Genomic DNA, 19,526 nt, shown 5'->3' with positions numbered 1-19,526 from the left:
TTTTTCTAAATACTAGGTTTTTTCAATGGCGTAACGAAACTTTAATATTTACTTTATAAATATACTTCTTTATTTGCCATTTTGCTGTTTCGAAAATTCAGCTTTGATTTCTATAAACGATTGAAATACCCGTAAAAATTGAAACAGCTGAGCACGATTTTCGAACTCTTCTCTAGTTTTAGGTAATTCTTTTTTTCGATAAACTTCATATACTTGGTCGATTCGGTCTAAAATATCTTGTCCATCATTATTTTCTGCAAATGTTTCAGCTGTATATTGCAACAATTCTTGAATATTTCCAACTTGTTCAGGTTCAACTGTAATGTTTTCTAAAATCCGCAACATATCTTTCAAGCTATTACTTTGCAACCGTCGCATCGTAAAATACTCTATATAATAATGATTCGAAGAAATCAGCTGATTTTCTGAATGATTTTTCGCCCAATTTTCTCCTGTTCGAATAAACGCCTTTAAGTCATTGCATTTTTCGAATAAATCCCGTTCTTTAACATGCTGATTCAAGTAGGATGCCATATTATTTAATATTTTACGAAACATCGTTTCAATCACTTCTTGATCTTCTTTCAATCGTTTTTCTGTATCTGGCATGTATAAATTCATCACTAAAGCAAATCCAACACCTATCGTCATTAATAAAAACTCATTTCCGATGATCGACCAAGATAAATCTTGTTCGACAAGATATTGCGTCACTAAAACAGAACTTACTACGATACCATCTGAAAGCTTAAAGTAAACAGCTCCTGGAATAAATAAAAGCAAATAAACGCCAAATGCTAAAGCATTAAATCCTAAAATAGAAAAGCATAAATAGGCAATTACAGTAGCTAGTGCTAATGAAAGTAGGCGATAAATTCCCGTTAACAATGACGTTTTTTTCGTGTTTGTGACGCTCAATACAGAAATGATTCCAGCAGAAGCTGGATATAATAAGCCTAAACTTTCTGCAACGATCATTGACAACATCGCACTTACTGCTGTTTTGATTGTTCGTAATCCAATTTTCATTTGACCGCTCCTCAAAAATTGTTTAATCTTTTGTTTTATACTAGTAATTTTACCTCTATTTCGGTTATCATGAAATAGAAAACTGATTAAATGTTGATTATAGGAGAGAAAGCTCATGGAAGTCGGTCCTTTTCGTTTAGGTATGCGGACATTGAAAACAGCATTAGCTGTGATGATATGTATTATTTTATTTAAAGTATTAGATAGGGGTGCACCGATGATTGCGGCTCTAGCAGCTGTTTTTTCCCTTCGACAAGATTTAACAACTAGTCTGACTTTTGGTAAATCTAGAATTTTAGGAAATACTTTAGGTGGCGGGTTAGCGATTCTTTACTTTTTAGTGAAGGATCTTTTTTCAAATGATTTCATGGTAGAATTATTTTTCCTGCCACTCTTAGTGATAATCGTGATTGTTGTCTCTGACGGTATGAATAATAATTCTGGGATAATCTCGGCAATTGCTACATTGTTACTGATTTCTTTAAGCATACCTCAAGGGGAATCCTTTTATTTCGCTCTATCTCGAGTGATCGATACGTTTATTGGAACATTTATTGGTATCGGGCTGAATTTCTTTTTCAAACCCAAACCAATCGAAGAAAAGCATGAAATTGAGGAAGATTTAGCCGAATTGGCAAAGAAAGAAGAAGAATTGGAAGAACTCAAAAAGAAAGTACAAGATCGCGTTAATGCCGAAAAAGAACACGATGAGATTGAAAAATAGAAAAAGCGACTAAAATCATATCCGATTTTAGTCGCTTTTTATTATTCTTTATCACCTGATGCCTCTTCGCCATAGAAATTCACATTGCTGTTTGTTCCTTTTTTTGAAAAGTTTTCAATCAATTCTTTAACATCTAAACCTGTTGTTTCTTTTAATGTTTCTTGTGTTCCAGCTAATAAATTCGTTGCATAATTAGTGATACGGTTAGCACCCGCATTTTCACCACCGCCACCTGTATCGACGACAGAAATTTTATCAATGTTGCTAAGTGGTTGAGCAGCTTCTTTCATTAACTGCGGTAACATTTCCATTACCATACTTAAAACAGCAGCTTCTCCGTATTCCTTGAAGGCATCCGCAATTTTTTGTTTTGCTTCAGCTTCAGCAGCTCCACGAGCTAAAATAGATTCGGCTTCCGCTTGCCCTGCCAAGCGAGTTTGATTGGCTTCGGCTTCGGCTAATGATTCCACACGGAAACGTTCGGCTTCCGCTTCGGCTACTTCACGAGCTTTTTGCGCTAAAGCCTCTTGCTCTTTGGCATAACGATCAGCATCCGCTTTTTTCTTCACTTCTGAATCATATTGTTTCTCGCGACGAACAATTTCTTTTTCTTCCAACTCGATTTGTTTTTGACGCTCGATGACTTTAACTTCCATCTCTTGGGCAATAACTTCTTGTTGGGCTTTAGCTGTTTCCAAATTGTAGGCTTGGTCAGCTTTGGCTTTTGCAATATCTTGGGCTTCTTTATAAGTTGCTAGTTTTAATTCTTTTTCTTTTGACGCTTCTGCGATTTCAGTTTGTCGTTGTAACTCAGCTTGTTGAGATTCTTTTTCTGCTTCTGCTTTTTTGATACGTGTTTCCTTCCAAGCTTCAGCTTCAGCAATATCTGCATCTCGTTTAACTTGTGCGATTCTTGGTTTCCCTAGAGAATCCAGATAGCCATTTTTATCGCGAACTTCTTTAATGGTAAATGATACGATAATTAAGCCCATCTTTGCTAAATCCACACTGGCAACTTCCTGCACACTTTGACTGAATTTATCACGGTTTTGATAAATTTCTTCTACCGTCATTGACCCTAAAATGGAACGCAAATGTCCTTCTAATACTTCACGTGCTTCATTTTCAAGTTCTTCACGTGTTTTTCCTAAAAATTGTTCTGCTGCAGTCGCAATTTCTTCAACTGACGATCCGATCTTAATGATCGATGTTCCGTCACACATTACTGGAACCCCTTGTTCAGTGTAAACTTCTGGAGTGGATACATCTAATTTACTTGATAATAAACTAATTCTGTTTGATCGTTGGAAGACTGGTAGTACAAAAGCCCCGCCGCCGCGCACGATTTTTATCTTATTTCCGCTTTCATCGGCATGAACATTCTTACTTCCTAAGTAACTCCCACTAATAATCAATGCCTCATCCGGTTTGGCTGTTTGATATTTTGAAATAAACACAATCAATAACATCAGTAAAATAAAAACAACCAGAACAATTGGTCCTAAAATCCCTAATTCCATTTTCTTCTACTCCTTCTTTTTTATAATTGTAAACTTCCTTCATAAGGAACCACGTAGCATACACGCTCTCTAATTTCAATGATCAGTACTTGCGCTCCTCGTTCGGTCGGTTGATCTTGCGGAGCGTAGAAAGCGGCTGGTCGGCTGATTGATCCAGTGACACTTTTCAATTGGATCTCTCCCATTCCACCAACTGGTATCGGAGTGATAACGGTTGCTATATTCCCTTCCATGTCTTTTTCTGAAATCGAAAGGGTCGATTCCGCATTTTTCATCGGCACCAATACATAAAAATTCAAGAAAAATACTAGAATTGACGCCACTGCTCCACTCACTAGAAATACCATCAGATGATCCCAACCAAGCAATCGCTCTCCTAAGTACCCAAATAATGAAGTAAATGCCAACCACGGAATTGCCAACATTGGATCGATTGGCCCGTCAAAATCAAAGATGTCTCCAAAAATCACTAATAAAACAGCAATTCCTGCACAAACAATCAAGGTATAAAGATAAATTGTTTCAATTGGAACTCCTCGTATCACATTCTCACTCCTTTCTTTTTTCTTTGGCGTTTTTTTCTCCTTATTCTTTTAACAACCTCTCCCATTTTCTCCCGACGTTCGCATGAAGATACTTATATTTTACCAATACTTTGTACAAAATGACAGCTAATCTTATAAAATCATACAAAAGACGTAGATGTTTCAATTAATGAAAAGAGACCGAGAAATAACTCTAAGAGTCACATCCCAGCCTTTTTTCATTTTTTTAACTACTTTATTCATTTGATTTCAATGCCTCAATCATATCGACTTTCTTCAGTTTTCTATGCATAAAGAACATGACCAGTAATGTAAAGAACAGAGTGATCAACGCTGAATACATATAGCTAAGCCAATGAATCGTTGGCGAGAACATCAGCATATCAACTTCGACTGTTGTCAATACATAACTGTGAACAAGCTTTCCAAAGAAACAGCCGATGAAAATCCCGATCATAGTTAAAATAATATTTTCCCGATACACATACATCGTAACTTCTTTATCGTAAAACCCTAAGACTTTGATTGTTGAAAGTTCCCTGATTCGTTCAGAAATATTGATATTCGTTAAATTGTATAAAACTATGAATGCCAATAAGCCAGAAACTGTAATCAAGACCCAAACGACAATATTTAAACTATGAATTGTATCGTCTAAAGCATCACTTGAAATTGATAAAAATGAAACATTTAAAACGTTTTGATTTTCCATCAATTCCTTCCCGATTTTGTTTTCTACTTTTTCACTAGGCGCTTTGTCAAAGAGTAAAAAGTCCGTATTGTAGCTAGGGGATTTTTTAAAGATTTTTTCATAATAGTCCGGAGACATGTACGCAAAGTGTCCTGTATAATTTTCAGCAATAGCACTGATTTTAAGCTTATATTCCTGATTGTCACTATTTTTCAAAACAAGTGTGTCACCCATTTTATAATGGAACAGATTCGCCAATTTTTCGTTAATGATCACGCCATCATCAGTTAGCTGGTATTTTTCAGCTGATTGTCGATTATTGAATAAAATGAATTGATCGATTTCTTTCGGCTTCTCAGGTACATAGATAGAAACATCTTGTTTAGCACTAGACTTTTTCGTTGTTTTTAAAGATTCAGTGTATAACGGCATCGTCTCTTTCAAGCCATCGACTTTATCCAATACAGCTTGGTAGTTCTGCTCATCTTTTTCGGATTTATCTCCTTTAAACGTCACAATTGCCTGATAGTGCCAAATTTTATTAAATTGGACATCTACGATATCTGAAATGGAATCTTTTAAACCAAAACCAGTGATGATCAATGCCATACAGCCGGCTATTCCTAAAACGGTCATTAACATTCGTTGTTTATAACGGAACAAATTTCGTGCCGTAACTTTTTGTATAAAACTTAATCGATTCCATATGGGTTTAATCCGCTCTAGCCAAATTCTTTGTCCGGCTTTAGGTGCCTTAGGACGGAGTAAAATCGCTGGAGTGCTAAATAAGTCGATTCGTAAAACCACCATCGCAGCACCTGCCGTACATAAAACAGCCACTAATATGCCAATCAGACTATAGCTTAAATACCATGGCGTAACAAAGTCTGGAATGTTATATAATTGTCCATACGCATCAAAGATAATCGTTGGGAATAAATAATAACCGACGAACAACCCTAAAACAGCACCACATAGACTTGCGATTGCTGCATAAACTAAAAATTTAAACGCAATTTCTCCATTGCGATACCCCAATGCTTTTAGACTCCCAATTTCCATCCGTTTTTCCTCAACCATTCGCGTCATCGTTGTTAAACTCACTAATGCTGCGATCAAGAAAAAGAATATTGGAAAAACAGTTGATAAGGAAGAAATCCGATTGGCGTTATCTTCATATTCAGAATAACCAGGATTGTCATCTCTTGTAAAATAATAATAATCAGCCGCTTTTAGGTCTGCTAATTCTTTTTGTTTTTTTTCTAATTCTTTTTTGGCGTCATTTAGTTTTGTTGACGTTTCTGTCTTTTTCTTTTGAAACTCTGCCAACCCTTCTTCGTAGGCTTTTTGCCCTTCATCTATTTTTGCTTGCGCCTCGTTTAATTTTGCTTGACCGTCAATTTTGGACTGTTCCAATTGCGCCCGCCCAGCTGCTAGTTGTTCTTTTCCGGAAGCTAACTGCGCTTCGGCTTGATTGATTTGCGTTTCAGCTGCTACAAGTTGTTGTTGCCCTTCTGTATATTGTGCAATCGATTGATTGATCATATTGATATTTTGGTCAAGGGTTTGTATACCTTGAGTAATCTGAGCTTGTTGTGCCGACAGATTGGCTAAAGCACCATTGATTGTTCCCATAACAACAGCAATATTGGCTCTTTCAGGTTGAGAGAGCAATTGATTTGTCGCGGCAGTGATCTCTTCTGGCGACCCTAAAGCTTGTACAGCTGCTTGTATTTGTGGTGCTGCATCTGCAATACTTTCTGCTAATGTATCATCTGGCACTCGATCTAAAAGAGCAACAGTGGAGGCTAAACTTTGGTAACCATTGACTAACTGATTTAATGATTCGCCCGATCCAGCTAACTCGTTCCGTTGCTGTTGTAATCCTGGTAAAGCATTTTGACCTTGCGCAACTTGAGTTTGGGCTTGCGCTAATTCATTTTGCTTTTGTTCAAGTACACTTTTTTGCGAAGCAAGTTCATTTTCACCCGTTGTGATTGTTGCTTGATTTGCTATGAGTTTGTTCTCTGCGGCTGTGATTTGTTCCGTGTAGGTCGCTTGCGCTTGTGCTAGTTCTTGCTTTCCTGCTGCTAATTCCTGTTCGCTCGTGTTAAGGTTATTTTCAGCATCTTTCAGCGCGTTTTCGCCATCAGAAATTTCTTTTTGCGCTTTTTCAACTGACGTTTTTGATTCTTGACGAATTTCTTCTGCTCGTTGTTCTGGACGATTTTTTAGTGCTTGTTTGACTGATGTGAGTGCTTTATCTCGTTTATCTTTGTACTCACTAGAATAGCTGTCTAAATCATCTAGACCTTTAAACGATAAAAGAATCTCAGTATAGGTGGAAAGAGCCATGTCTTCTTTAGGCACCACTGCAAAAAAATCTAGTGATCCTTTGCCAATTGTCGTATTTCCTCGAGAGGTATTCTCGATATATTCCGGTGATTGCACAAAGCCAACGATTTTAAAGGTTTGTTTTTTTAGTGACTTGTCTTTGTCATCTTCCTTTGAAAGTGTCAGTGTTTCACCTAATTTATAGTGTCCTCGCAATTGAGCTAGATCATCTAAGGCGATTTCGCCACTCTTTTTGGGCATCCGACCTTCAATCACTCGATAATCGATCGTTGGTTGCTTTTCATCTAAGTCATAACTAACAAATTTTACTGCTACGTTTCGCTCACTGATGGCAATATCTTTTGTGTATCTAGGAGAAACAATTGCCACATCTTTGTCTTGCTTAGCTTGTTCAACATCTTTTTCAGTTAACCCCAGTGTAGAGACAATTCGAGCATCCGGTAGTTTTTGGTTTTGATAATAGTTTGATGCAGTTTGGGTCATGTCTGGTCCTGTTGCTTTTAGTCCGACAAAAACCATGACACCAAGAAAAATGATGCCCATAATTGATATAAAACGGGTTTTTGATTGCTTGATTTCACGAAAACTTGTTTTAAGTAACGCAGTTTTTTTCAATACAGCCACCTACCATTCTATCTCAGATACAGGTTTTGGTTCATCGTTAATTGTCACACTTCGAACTTTAGCATCATTGATACGGATTACGCGGTCCGCCATTGGGGCAATTGCTGAATTATGTGTGATAATGATGACAGTAGTTCCTGTTTTACGAGCAGTATCTTGTAAGATCGTTAGGATTTGTTTTCCAGTTTCATAGTCCAATGCTCCTGTAGGTTCATCGCACAGTAATAATTTAGGCCGTTTAGCAATCGCTCTAGCAATCGTTACCCGTTGCTGTTCCCCACCAGATAATTGGGCTGGAAAGTTATCTAATCTAGCACCTAAACCAACTGATTGCAGCACTTCCTCAGGATTCAATGCATCAGAAACGATTTGAGATGCTAATTCAACATTTTCTTTGGTCGTCAAATTCGGTACTAAGTTGTAAAATTGAAAAACAAAGCCAACGTCATTTCTACGATAGGTGGTCAATTGTTTTTCATTGAATTTTGCAATGTCGGTCCCATCGATTACGATTTGCCCTTCGTCACACGAATCCATTCCACCTAAAATATTCAGCACAGTTGATTTACCTGCACCACTTGGTCCTAAAATAACGGCAACTTCGCCTTTTTCTACTGAAAAACTAATCCCATCATTTGCAGCAATCGTCGTATCACCCATATGATATCGTTTATATTCATTTATTACGTCAATATACGCCATTTAATTCAATCCCCTCTCAAAAGAATTTTATCATAAGTAGACAAACAAGTCCTCTGACAAGTCAAAAGCGTTTTGATTTTTTATATTTTTTTCGTATAATGTATGGATGAGATTAAATCAACGAAAGGATGAGTCTGAAAATTTTACTCAGTAAATAACTTTTCTTTCTCAATCTCTGATAGTAGTTAGGAGAAAAAACATGGCAAGAAAAAAACAAAAACCCCCATTTAGCCCAGCAGTGATGCTTGTGGCGGTTTTAATTATTTTGGTGTTGGGCGTCTTTGGCGTTCAAGTTCCAGATACTATTCAAGAAATATTCGGCATTCACACTCAAGAGAAAACCGAACCAAGTACAACAAAACCTGTAAGTTCAACAAATCCTGGACCAAAAGAATTAGGGCCTGCAACCTTTTCAGCTACTGAATTAGCTGATAAAAAAAATGGCTGGATTGATTACCACTCTTTAGACTCACTCGGACGAGCAACTGGCGCTGACGCCTTATTGAAACCCACGATGGTCAATACAGGAACTTCTGCGAATAAAGACATTCGTCCCCCTGGTTTTGTGTCTGGTTTAGAACCAACGAATCATTCTAGGGGTCATTTAATTGGACGTCAACTTGGCGGTTCAGGTGATGATGCAAGAAACCTCACCACTCTGTATCAAACACCCGTCAATACGCCTTTTATGACTAAATATGAAAACCAGGTTCGTCAAGCGTTAGATAAAGGTGAAACCATTCGTTATCGTGTTACACCTGTTTACGAAGGAACAAAATTATTATGCAAGGAAATTGAATTGGAAGCAAAAGGACTAAACAAAAATACAACGGTTGATTTTCGAGTGACGATATTAAACGAGCGCTAGGTACTATGGATTCGAATTGCGCAAATATCACCTATTAACATTCTTATATTAAAGCGAAACGAGCCTGTTTCACGTTTAAACTAGGAGGTACCCTAATGGATTTTCAACTAATCAAAGACCAACTTACTGTATGTGACCCGCAACAATTTTTAAGCGTGGTGTTAGAAAATCAACAAGATGAAGAAAGTACGATTATTTTTAGTCAAACTATAGAAGAACAGTTTGAGCAAAACGTACAGTATCTTTCTTCTGATGAAACGGTTGATTTAGATGATATTACACGTTGGAAAGAACTTGGATTTCTAGTCGTGGCTCAAACGATTGATGGCGATTATATTGCTGGTACAACTGAACAAACTTTTGTCATTCCTGTTTCACTTTATACATCGGATATTGAAACATATGAGCTTGTCTTAGCAGATTTCTTTATTGCCTATACAAATGGAGCAATTCATTCTAACATCTTACCTTCAAATTAAATATGCAGTAAAAAATAGACAAATGTAAACCCTGAAACGTTTTACATTCGTCTATTTTTTATTTTTCCTCTAGACTTAAAACCAATTAGTCAAACGCTTTAAATCCAATATCTTTACGATAAAAAGTACCTGTTGTATCTGTATTATTCAACACGTTATATACAGCCTCTTGAGCCTCTACTAGTGATTTACCGCTGGCTTCAATAAGGTAAACACGTCCGCCATTTGAGACTAGTTGTCCTGCAACTTCCTTCACTCCCGCATAATAGACTTGTTCTGACTCTAAATAGGAAAAGTTTGGGAGCGGATTCCCTTTTTTATAGTCGTTTGGATAACCCTCGGCTGCAACAACTACACCCAAACTGTACCCTTCTTTTTTCCACTGAATATCTGGCTGTTTCCCTTTTAGTAAATCATCAATAATTTGAGCAAAATCACTTTCTAACCGTTGTAAGACGACTTGTGTTTCTGGATCACCGAAACGAGCATTAAACTCAATCACTTTTGGCCCCGTTTTTGTAGCAATCAATCCTGTATACAAAATCCCGGTAAATGATCGGTTTTCTGCTGCCATTCCTCTTACAGTAGGTTTTACAATTGTTTCAACTGCTTCTTTGACTAAACGATCAGGTACTTGTGGTACTGGGCTATAGGCACCCATACCTCCCGTATTTGGACCCAAGTCATTATCATACGAACGTTTGTGATCTTGTGCAATCACCATTGGATAAACTTCTTGACCTCGAACAAATGCGAGCAAAGAAAATTCTTCTCCCGAAAGAAACTCTTCGATTACAACTTTAGCACCACTTGATCCAAATTTATTTTCTTTGAGCATCTCTTTCAATGCATCAATTGCCTCATCAGTAGTCTCAGCTACAATTACCCCTTTTCCTGCAGCTAGCCCGTCCGCTTTGATAACAATTGGCGCCCCCTTTTCAATCACATAATCTCGTGCGTCATTAAAATCAAAAAAGGTTTGATGATTTGCTGTCGGTATTTTGTATTTCTTCATGATTTTCTTCGCAAAATCTTTAGATCCTTCAATGAATGCTGCCTCTTTAAGTGGCCCGAAAGCCAATAGACCAGCGGCTGCAAAATCATCTACGATTCCATTTAACAATGGAATTTCAGGTCCGATGAATGTCCAATCGACTCCTTTTTCTTTAGCAAATTTGATTAATCCGGAATGATCGTTTTCTGCAAGATCTACTAATTGTATCCCATCTTTTTTCATTCCATCGTTTCCTTTAGCGCAATAAACAGTCTTTACAATAGGACTCTGCAGTAATTTTTGTGCAATCACATGCTCCCTACCACCGCTTCCAATGACTAAAATTGTTAATCCCATTAGTATGTCTCCTTTTAATGTCTAAAGTGTCTGATATCTGTAAATACCATGGCGATTCCATACTTATCTGCCATTTCGATTGACTCTTGATCTTTGATACTGCCACCTGGTTGAATGATCGCCTTAATTCCATTTTCCCCAGCGTATTCGACACTATCTCCCATCGGGAAAAAAGCATCGCTGGCTAGGACTGCCTCGCTGACCTTTCCACCTGCTTGTTCGATTGCAATTTGTACGGACCCTACTCGATTCATTTGACCTGCGCCAATGCCTAAAGTTTGGTGATTATTTGTCACCACAATAGCATTGCTCTTAACATGTTTGACCGTTTTCCATGCAAATTCTAGCGCTTTTAATTCTTCCTCTGTCGGTTGTCGTTTCGTAACGACATGCCAGTTTTCCACTTTTTCTTCGACAATATCTTGATTTTGAACAAGCAGTCCACCTAAAACTGACACTTTCTCATCTTCTCGCGCTTGATCCTTTTTAGAGAAATCTAACGTCATCAGGCGAAGATTCTTTTTGCTACTTAAAATTTTGAATGCTTCTTCTGAAAAACTTGGTGCAATAATTATTTCAAGAAACAGTTGATGCATTTTTTCAGCTATTTCGCTATCCACTTCACGGTTTAACACAATGATTCCACCAAAAATAGAGACTGGATCTGCTTCATATGCATATTGATATGCCGCTTTGATTGTTGCCCCAATACCGATTCCACAAGGATTCATATGTTTGACTGCTACGACAGCTGGTTGATCAAACTCTCTAGAAATACGAATCGCCGCATCTGCATCTTTGATATTATTGTAAGAGAGTTCTTTACCATGTAGTTGCTTCGCATTCGCAATTGAAAATGAAACGGGTAATGCAGTTTGATAAAACACAGCTTGCTGGTGACTATTTTCTCCGTAGCGTAATATTTGTTTTAAATCATAAGTCAAAGTTAATGTTTCAGGGTCTTTTTCATCAACACTATCAGTCAAATATTCTGCGATCAACGCATCATAAGCTGCAGTATGTCGAAACACTTTAGCTGCTAATTTTTGTCTTGTTGGCAGAGTTGTTTCTCCTATTTTTGAAACCTCAGTTAAAACTTGCGTATAGTCTTTTGGGTCGACCACAACCGTCACAAATTCATGGTTTTTTGCAGCACTTCTCAACATACTTGGTCCACCAATATCAATATTTTCGATTGCTTGCTCTTTCGTTACTCCTTCTTGTAAAATTGTTTCTTTAAATGGATATAAGTTTACACACACAATATCAATTGGCTGAATTCCATGTACTTCCATCGCTTCCATATGACTAGTCAAATCACGGCGACCTAATAACCCTCCATGAATTTTTGGATGTAATGTTTTAACTCGACCATCCATCATCTCTGGAAAATCGGTTACCTCCTCTATAGGAATTGTGGGAATTCCTTCTTGTTCAAGAGTTGCTTTTGTTCCTCCTGTAGATATAATCTCAATCCCTTGGGCTACTAATCCTCTCGCAAACGCGATTATTCCCGTTTTATCTGAAACACTGATCAATGCTCTTCTTTTTATCATCAAATGCGCTCTCCTTGCTGCGTTTTTATAAGTTCTGCTAAAACCGCAGGAAATAATTTATGCTCCACTTTGTGGATTTTTTCTTCTAGAGAAACAAGTGTGTCTGTCGCGTCAATTGTTACTTTTTCTTGAGCAATTATTGGTCCAGTATCTATGCCGTTATCCACATAATGAATCGTTACACCTGTCTCACGTACATTTCCATAAAAAGCATCCCTAATGCCATGGAGACCAGGAAAATCTGGTAATAATGAAGGGTGAATATTGATTATACGATTTGAAAATTCTTCTAACAATGTCGGCCCAATGATTCTCATATATCCAGCTAAAACCACCAAGTCAATTTGCTCCTCTTCCAAAAGATGGAGGATTTCTCCTTCATATAATGCTTTTGATTCAAAATCTTTTGGTGAAAATGACACAACTGGAATTGACATTGATCGTGCTCGCTGGACAACATAGGCATCTTTTCTATCACAAAACAACAAAGTAAGCTCTGCATTGATTGTTCCGACCGCAACAGCTTCGGCAATTGCCTGAAAGTTGCTTCCATTTCCTGAGGCAAACACGGCTAATTTCATTTCTACACCTCTTTAAAGGTAATACTTTGTTTCTCTTTAGTAATGACATTTCCAATAATATAACTTGGTTCGTTACATTCGTTTAGAATCCCCTGAACATCGTCGATTTTTTCAGGTGAAACAGCTAAAACCATTCCAATCCCCATATTGAAAATCTCGTACATTTCCATTGGTGGAATTTGACCGTATTTTTCCAATATTGAGAAAATCGGCAATGTCGGCCAGCTATCTAAATGGATTTCCGCTGATAAATTTTTTGGGAGCATCCTGGGGATATTTTCCACAAAACCGCCCCCAGTGATATGCGCAATCCCATTCACTAATTCCTGTTTAATTAACGGTAGTAGCATCTTTGCATAAATTTTGGTTGGAATCAACAGTTCCTCCCTTAATTGTTTTCCATCAAGTTCTGGAATCACTGCATTTCCAGTCATTTGATGCATCTCAAAAAAAATTTTACGAACAAGAGAGTACCCGTTTGAATGTATTCCGCTAGATGCTAATCCCAAAAGAACGTCTCCTTCTCGAATATTTTCACCTGTGACTAATTGCCTTTTCTCTGCAATGCCCACTGTGAATCCTGCCAAATCATAGTCATTATCGTTATACATACCCGGCATTTCAGCTGTCTCACCACCAATTAATGCGGCTCCAGCCTGAAGACACCCTTCCGCTACACCTGCTACCACTTGCTCCAAGTGCTCTGGTCTGTTTTTCCCTGTAGCAATATAATCGAGGAAATAGAGGGGTTCTGCTCCCTGTGCAACGATATCATTGACGCACATCGCCACACAATCAATCCCAATCGTGTCATGTTTGTTTTCTTCAATCGCGATCATTAATTTTGTTCCAACACCATCTGTTCCCGAAATCAAGATAGGTTCCTTCACTTCCACCGTACTTAAATCAAAACAACCACCGAAACCACCAAGTGCACCCATCACACCCATTCGTTCAGTACGTTTAACATGTTTCTTGATTCTTTCTACCACTTCATAACCTGCTTCAACATCAACGCCCGCTTTTGTATAAGCATTTCCCAATATGGTTTCCTCCTAACGATTTATGAACGATATTCTTTTTTAGCTTTTTAGTTTATTGTGGCAAAATTGATTTTATCCTTCAATGTTGCTTGATATTTTTCTTCATAATCATATAAAGGTGTCGGATAATCACCATTAAAATAAGCCATACACAACCCAGAATAAGGTGCCTCATAGTTAAGACCAATGGCATCGATCAACCCTTGCTCACTTAAAAAGCACAAGGAGTCTGCTTTGATCAACTGTTCGATTTCAGCTACTGAGTGATTCGCAGCAATTAATTCTTTTCTTGTTTGAATATCGATTCCATAAAAGCAAGGAAATCTTAGAGGAGGTGACGCAATACGTACATGGACTTCTTTTGCACCCGCATCTTTAAGCAATTGTACGATGCGACGACTAGTCGTTCCGCGTACAATTGAGTCATCCACCATGATGACACGCTTCCCTTCGACTACGCCACGAACAGCAGAAAGTTTCATCCGAACTCCTTGTTCTCGCAATTCTTGTGTGGGTTGAATAAAGGTTCTAGCGATATATTGATTTTTTACCAAGCCCATTTCGTAGGGAATACCACTCGCTTCTGCATAACCACTCGCTGCTGAAAGAGAAGAGTTTGGTACTCCGACTACCATATCTGCTTCAATTGGTGCTTCTTTTGCTAACCGTTTGCCCATATTTTTGCGAGCTGTATGCACGTTGACACCAGCTATATTAGAATCTGGTCTAGCAAAATAAATATATTCCATTGAGCATATCGCATATTGAGTGTCTTGAGTGTAACGCTCGATTTTATAGCCAGTATCATCAATGATGATTACTTCACCCGGTCCTACATCACGAACAAATGCAGCACCAATAACTTCTAATGCGCACGTTTCGCTGGCAATCACATACGCCCCATTTTTCATTTGACCGATGGATAAAGGTCGAAAAGCATTAGGATCGAGCGTCGCAATCATTGCTGTCTCTGTCATTAAAAGATAAGCGAAACCACCTTTGATAGTCTGCAGGCTTTCTTTTAGCTGTTCAATAAAGGTCGATTGTTTGCTGCGCCGAATCAAATGCATCAAAATTTCGGTATCCGAATTGGAATGAAATATCGCGCCGTCTTGCTCTAGCTCTTTTCGTAAGCTTTTTGCATTCGTTAAATTACCGTTATGTGCTAAGCCACAGGCACCATCATAAAATTTAAATAGAAACGGTTGAATATTATCTACACTACCATTTCCTGCAGTAGCATACCGCACATGACCAATCGCTGAATTTCCACTCAAAGAAGTTAAAGTCCGATTCTCTTTAAATACTTCTGAGAGTAAGCCTAATCCTCGGTATCCATTTAATTTGCCATCATTATTCGAAACAATCCCAGCACCTTCTTGTCCTCTATGTTGCAAGCTATGGAGTCCAAAATAAGTCACACGAGCCGCATCAGGATGTCCCCAAATACCAAAAATACCACATTCTTCATTTAAACTTTTCACTTCATAAGACATGGAATCGCTTCCTCCCACAGCCCTTTAGCTGTTTGTGTTATCACTTCGATTTTTTGATCTTTCGTTTGAATACTGATTTTCCCGCTAACCGTTACTTTTCCAATCAACACAGCTTTTTCTTGCATCATTTCTTCAAACATTTGTTGGTTTTCTGGCCTGACTGACACTATAAATCGTGACTGGGATTCTGAAAAGAGGAATGAGACTGGCATAGCCAAATCTACTTCTATGCCTAATTCATTTTTAAAAGCCGACTCTGCTAATGCAATTGCTAGTCCACCTTCCGAACAATCATGAGCGCTTTCGAGCATTCCGGCTTTAATAGCTTTCAGCACTAGCTGTTGAATTTCTTTTTCAATAGCTAAATCAAAGTCCATTATTTTTCCTTCAATGAAGCCAAGCATCATCTTTTGTAATTCACTGCCATTAAAATCATCTTTTGTCTCGCCAAGAACGTAAATCAAATCATCAGCCATTTTAAAATCTTGGGTGGTAATATGCGATAAATCTTCTATCAAACCAACCATTCCAATCACTGGCGTTGGATAAATGGCCTGTCCGTTTGTTTCATTGTATAAAGAAACATTTCCAGAAATCACTGGTGTTTCCAAAACTTCACAGGCTTTAGCGATGCCGTCTGCTGAGGTCCAAAGTTCCCAAAATCCTTCTGGTTTATCTGGCGATCCGTAATTTAAACAATCGGTAATGGCAAGTGGTTGGCCGCCACTTGCCACAATATTTCTCGCAGCCTCCGCTACGGCGATCTGACCACCGATTTCCGGGTTAAGATAAAGATAACGAGCATTACAATCTGTTGTCATTGCTAATGCTTTTTTCGTTCCACGGACACGCAAAACAGCGGCGTCACTTCCCGGCAACACAACTGTATTCGTTTGTACCTGAGAATCATAGGTTGCATAAATCCTTTTTTTAGAGGCAATCGTTGGTTGTTGCAATAAATCCATCATCGTCTTTGTTCCGTCGATAATATGGGGGTGGAAATTCTTTAATGCTTCAAATTTTTTGATTCTCGCTGGTTCTTTTCGTTCTTTATTATAAACAGGTGCATCTTCTGCCAATGCATCGACCGGTAAATTCGCTACCTCGACACCTTTATGGTACAAACGATACAATCCATCCTCTGTTACTTTCCCAATCGTTACAGCGTCTAATTCATATTTTTGAAAAAGTTCAACAACTTTTGCTTCATGTCCTTTTTTAACACAGATCAACATTCGCTCTTGAGACTCTGATAACATCATTTCATATGGTGTCATTCCCGTTTCACGCTGAGGCACGTCATCTAAATCTAAAATCAAGCCAGTTCCTGCTTTGGATGCCATTTCGGCACTTGAAGAAACTAGTCCAGCGGCACCCATATCCTGAATTCCTATTAAAATATCAGCATGCTCTAGAATCAATTCCAAACAAGCTTCAAGCAATAATTTTTCCATAAACGGATCTCCAACTTGAACAGCTGAGCGTTGTTGGTCTTCTCCTTCAACAAACTCTTCTGAAGCAAAAGTTGCGCCATGTATGCCGTCGCGTCCTGTTTTCGCTCCAACATACATAATGGCATTCCCAATTCCTTTGGCCTGACCTTTTTGAATATCTTTATGATCGATCAACCCAACACACATCGCATTTACTAACGGATTTCCTTCATAACATGAGTCAAACGCTACTTCTCCACCAACCGTTGGAATACCAATACAGTTTCCATATCCACTGATACCAGCTACCACTTCCTCTAGAAGATATTTAGTCCGTTCATTGGACAATTCACCAAAGCGCAATGAATCCAAAAGTGCAATCGGACGAGCACCCATACTAAAAATATCTCTGATGATTCCACCCACTCCTGTTGCAGCTCCTTCATATGGCTCAACAGCCGATGGATGATTGTGACTTTCCGCCTTGAACACGACAGCTTGACCATCACCAATATCGACGATCCCAGCTCCTTCACCTGGTCCTTGCAAAACGCGTGATCCCTTTGTGGGAAATTTTCTTAATACGGGTTTTGAGTTTTTATATGAGCAGTGTTCACTCCACATCACAGAAAATAGTCCCGTTTCGGTGTAGTTTGGCATACGTCCTAGAATATCTTTTTCGATCATGTGATATTCTTCATCCGTTAGCCCCCATTCCGAATAGATCCGTTGACTTTTAATTTCCTGTGCTGTAGGTTCTTTCACTTCCATCATGTATTCGCCCTAACCTTTCCATAGTTTTTAACGATTGATTTGAAGAAACGTAAACCGTCCTCCGATCCTAATAAACTTTCTACAGCCCGTTCTGGGTGTGGCATCATCCCTAGGACATTGCCGTTCTTATTGATAATTCCTGCGATATTAGCAAGACTTCCATTTGGATTTTCATCCGCATATGTAAAGACAATTTGCTGATTCTCTTTTAACTGTTCCAAGGTTGAGTCGTCACAATAATAGTTTCCCTCACCGTGCGCTATAGGTAACTTGATCACTTCATTTTTTTGATATTCTGAGGTAAACGCGGTTTGATTATTTACTACTTTTAAGGAAATTGTCTTACATACAAAATGCAATGATTCATTTCGAAGTAAGACACCAGGCAAAAGCCCAGCTTCTGTTAATATTTGAAACCCATTACAAGTGCCAAAAACCGGTTTGCCTTCATCTGCCAGCCGAATCACTTCATGAATGATTTTAGAGAAACGAGCAATTGCACCACACCTTAAATAATCTCCATATGAAAAGCCTCCAGGAATTAAAACACCATCAAATCCCGCTAAACTTTCTTCATCATGACGGACATATTCGGCTTCTTCGCCTAAAATATCTTTGACTGCCCATAAGAGATCCATGTCACAGTTCGATCCAGGAAAAACAATCACTGCAAATTTCATCTCATACTTCCTCCTCGATCTCATAACGATAGGTTTCCATATTAACGTTAGCTAGTAATTTGTCACAAATTTCTTCAATGACTCTTTCGATAGGTTGCGTTGTTTTACTAACTCTGATTTCGAAAAATTTTCCTATTCGTATTTCATCGATTTCACTGAAACCAAGTCGATGAACTGCGCCTTTCACGGCTTCCCCTTGAGGATCTAAAACTGAATTTTTATACGTAACATATACTTTTACATCATACATTCTATATCACTCCTTTTTTAATTGAATGTTTGTTCTAATCGATGCAATACTTCTTGATATACGGGAACGATATCTCCTATATTTCTACGATAAACATCTTTGTCTAAATGATCGTTTGTTTTTTTATCCCATAGACGACAAGTATCTGGCGTGATTTCATCTGCTAATAGAATAGTGCCATCTTCTCTACGACCAAACTCTATTTTAAAATCAATCAAACGAATATTGATTTTTTCAAACAACTCAATAAGCAATTGGTTTATCTTGTGTGCCTCATTTTTTATAGTAGTCATTTCTTCTTCCGTTGCAATCTTTAAAATCTTAATATGATCACCATTAATGATCGGGTCATCGAGAGAATCATCTTTGTAATAAAACTCCAAAATTGGAAATTCAAGTTCTTGGCCTTCAGGGATCGCTAATCGCTTTGCAAAACTACCCGCTGAAACATTCCTCACGACAACTTCTAACGGAATAATTTCAACCTCTTCAACTAATTGTTCGCGTTTAGATATCAATCTAATAAAATGATTATGGATACCTTTCAACTCTAATTGCTCAAAAACTAGAGCTGTAATTTGATTATTTAATATAGACTTCCCAATTACAGTGTCTTTTCTAATGCCATTTAATGCAGTTGTTTGGTCTAAATATTCTACTCTTAACGTTTTTAATTCATTGGTTTTAAACAATTTCTTAGCTTTTCCTTCATATAATAACTTACTTTCTTCCACAGTCCTCCACACTCCCATTTACGTATCATTTATGATTACAAACTAATTTAAGTTCGTCTTTCTATTTGTTTACAGTTTAACAAGATGATTC

At 38.0% G+C, this 19,526-nt stretch carries 17 protein-coding genes; 3 read left to right on the top strand and 14 right to left on the bottom strand.

Going from position 1 to position 19,526, the window contains the following annotated elements; all coding sequences use genetic code 11:
• Positions 1 to 69: 69 nt before the first annotated feature.
• Positions 70 to 1,029, bottom strand: a complete 960-nt coding sequence (locus IGJ34_RS06375; RefSeq protein WP_069654480.1) for an aromatic acid exporter family protein — start codon at positions 1,027 to 1,029, stop codon at positions 70 to 72.
• Positions 1,030 to 1,144: 115 nt separating this feature from the next.
• On the opposite strand from IGJ34_RS06375, the gene IGJ34_RS06370 reads away from it, so the two are divergent.
• Complete coding sequence (locus tag IGJ34_RS06370; protein ID WP_206834278.1) at positions 1,145 to 1,753, top strand: FUSC family protein; 609 nt, start codon at positions 1,145 to 1,147, stop codon at positions 1,751 to 1,753.
• 41 nt (positions 1,754 to 1,794) lie between these two features.
• Here the strand turns inward: IGJ34_RS06370 and IGJ34_RS06365 are convergent, their stop codons facing one another.
• The 4 genes from IGJ34_RS06365 to IGJ34_RS06350 form a co-directional block, all read right to left on the bottom strand.
• Complete coding sequence (locus tag IGJ34_RS06365; RefSeq protein WP_069654482.1) at positions 1,795 to 3,273, bottom strand: flotillin family protein; 1,479 nt, start codon at positions 3,271 to 3,273, stop codon at positions 1,795 to 1,797.
• A 20-nt stretch (positions 3,274 to 3,293) separates the two neighbouring features.
• On the bottom strand, positions 3,294 to 3,818 hold the full coding sequence (locus tag IGJ34_RS06360) for a hypothetical protein (protein WP_069654483.1): 525 nt from the start codon (positions 3,816 to 3,818) through the stop codon (positions 3,294 to 3,296).
• A gap of 235 nt (positions 3,819 to 4,053) precedes the next feature.
• Positions 4,054 to 7,488 carry an FtsX-like permease family protein gene (locus IGJ34_RS06355; protein ID WP_430598405.1) on the bottom strand — a complete coding sequence of 1,145 codons (3,435 nt, stop codon included), beginning with the start codon at positions 7,486 to 7,488 and terminating at the stop codon, positions 4,054 to 4,056.
• On the bottom strand, positions 7,489 to 8,190 hold the full coding sequence (locus IGJ34_RS06350) for an ABC transporter ATP-binding protein (protein ID WP_069654485.1): 702 nt from the start codon (positions 8,188 to 8,190) through the stop codon (positions 7,489 to 7,491).
• 199 nt (positions 8,191 to 8,389) lie between these two features.
• Here IGJ34_RS06350 and IGJ34_RS06345 point away from each other — a divergent pair, with 199 nt between their 5' ends.
• Together IGJ34_RS06345 and IGJ34_RS06340 are read left to right on the top strand one after the other, a co-directional pair.
• Positions 8,390 to 9,058: a DNA/RNA non-specific endonuclease gene (locus tag IGJ34_RS06345; RefSeq protein WP_430598404.1), complete on the top strand. Its 669-nt coding sequence runs from the start codon at positions 8,390 to 8,392 to the stop codon at positions 9,056 to 9,058.
• 95 nt (positions 9,059 to 9,153) lie between these two features.
• On the top strand, positions 9,154 to 9,537 hold the full coding sequence (locus IGJ34_RS06340) for a hypothetical protein (protein WP_069654487.1): 384 nt from the start codon (positions 9,154 to 9,156) through the stop codon (positions 9,535 to 9,537).
• Positions 9,538 to 9,622: 85 nt separating this feature from the next.
• Here the strand turns inward: IGJ34_RS06340 and purD are convergent, their stop codons facing one another.
• From purD to purC, 9 genes are read right to left on the bottom strand one after another with little or no spacing between them, the layout of a single operon-like run.
• On the bottom strand, positions 9,623 to 10,888 hold the full coding sequence (gene purD, locus IGJ34_RS06335; protein WP_206834284.1) for a phosphoribosylamine--glycine ligase: 1,266 nt from the start codon (positions 10,886 to 10,888) through the stop codon (positions 9,623 to 9,625).
• A gap of 14 nt (positions 10,889 to 10,902) precedes the next feature.
• Complete coding sequence (purH, locus tag IGJ34_RS06330; protein WP_430598402.1) at positions 10,903 to 12,444, bottom strand: bifunctional phosphoribosylaminoimidazolecarboxamide formyltransferase/IMP cyclohydrolase; 1,542 nt, start codon at positions 12,442 to 12,444, stop codon at positions 10,903 to 10,905.
• Entirely contained in the window at positions 12,444 to 13,025 is a 582-nt protein-coding gene (gene purN / locus IGJ34_RS06325) for a phosphoribosylglycinamide formyltransferase (RefSeq protein WP_111247439.1), read from the bottom strand. Before purN ends, purH begins: the two co-directional genes overlap by 1 nt.
• 2 nt (positions 13,026 to 13,027) lie before the next feature.
• Positions 13,028 to 14,068, bottom strand: a complete 1,041-nt coding sequence (gene purM, locus IGJ34_RS06320; protein WP_430598401.1) for a phosphoribosylformylglycinamidine cyclo-ligase — start codon at positions 14,066 to 14,068, stop codon at positions 13,028 to 13,030.
• A gap of 47 nt (positions 14,069 to 14,115) precedes the next feature.
• Positions 14,116 to 15,564 (bottom strand): amidophosphoribosyltransferase, encoded by a 1,449-nt coding sequence (purF, locus tag IGJ34_RS06315; RefSeq protein ID WP_430598399.1) that lies wholly within the window; start codon positions 15,562 to 15,564, stop codon positions 14,116 to 14,118.
• Positions 15,549 to 17,771 carry a phosphoribosylformylglycinamidine synthase subunit PurL gene (gene purL, locus IGJ34_RS06310; RefSeq protein WP_430598398.1) on the bottom strand — a complete coding sequence of 741 codons (2,223 nt, stop codon included), beginning with the start codon at positions 17,769 to 17,771 and terminating at the stop codon, positions 15,549 to 15,551. The genes purF and purL overlap by 16 nt, the downstream gene beginning before the upstream one ends.
• Positions 17,768 to 18,451, bottom strand: a complete 684-nt coding sequence (gene purQ / locus IGJ34_RS06305; protein ID WP_430598396.1) for a phosphoribosylformylglycinamidine synthase subunit PurQ — start codon at positions 18,449 to 18,451, stop codon at positions 17,768 to 17,770. The genes purL and purQ overlap by 4 nt, the downstream gene beginning before the upstream one ends.
• Position 18,452: 1 nt before the next feature.
• Positions 18,453 to 18,701, bottom strand: coding sequence for a phosphoribosylformylglycinamidine synthase subunit PurS (gene purS / locus IGJ34_RS06300; RefSeq protein ID WP_069654495.1), 249 nt, complete (start codon positions 18,699 to 18,701; stop codon positions 18,453 to 18,455).
• A 17-nt stretch (positions 18,702 to 18,718) separates the two neighbouring features.
• A complete protein-coding gene (gene purC, locus IGJ34_RS06295) occupies positions 18,719 to 19,435 on the bottom strand; it encodes a phosphoribosylaminoimidazolesuccinocarboxamide synthase (protein WP_430598395.1) in 717 nt (238 codons plus the stop codon).
• Between the last annotated feature and the right edge of the window lie 91 nt (positions 19,436 to 19,526).

The sequence above is a fragment of the Enterococcus sp. AZ177 genome (assembly GCF_050544585.1).
Taxonomy (GTDB): Bacteria; Bacillota; Bacilli; order Lactobacillales; family Enterococcaceae; genus Enterococcus_L; species Enterococcus_L plantarum.
This window is presented reverse-complemented; position numbering and strand designations above follow the sequence as displayed.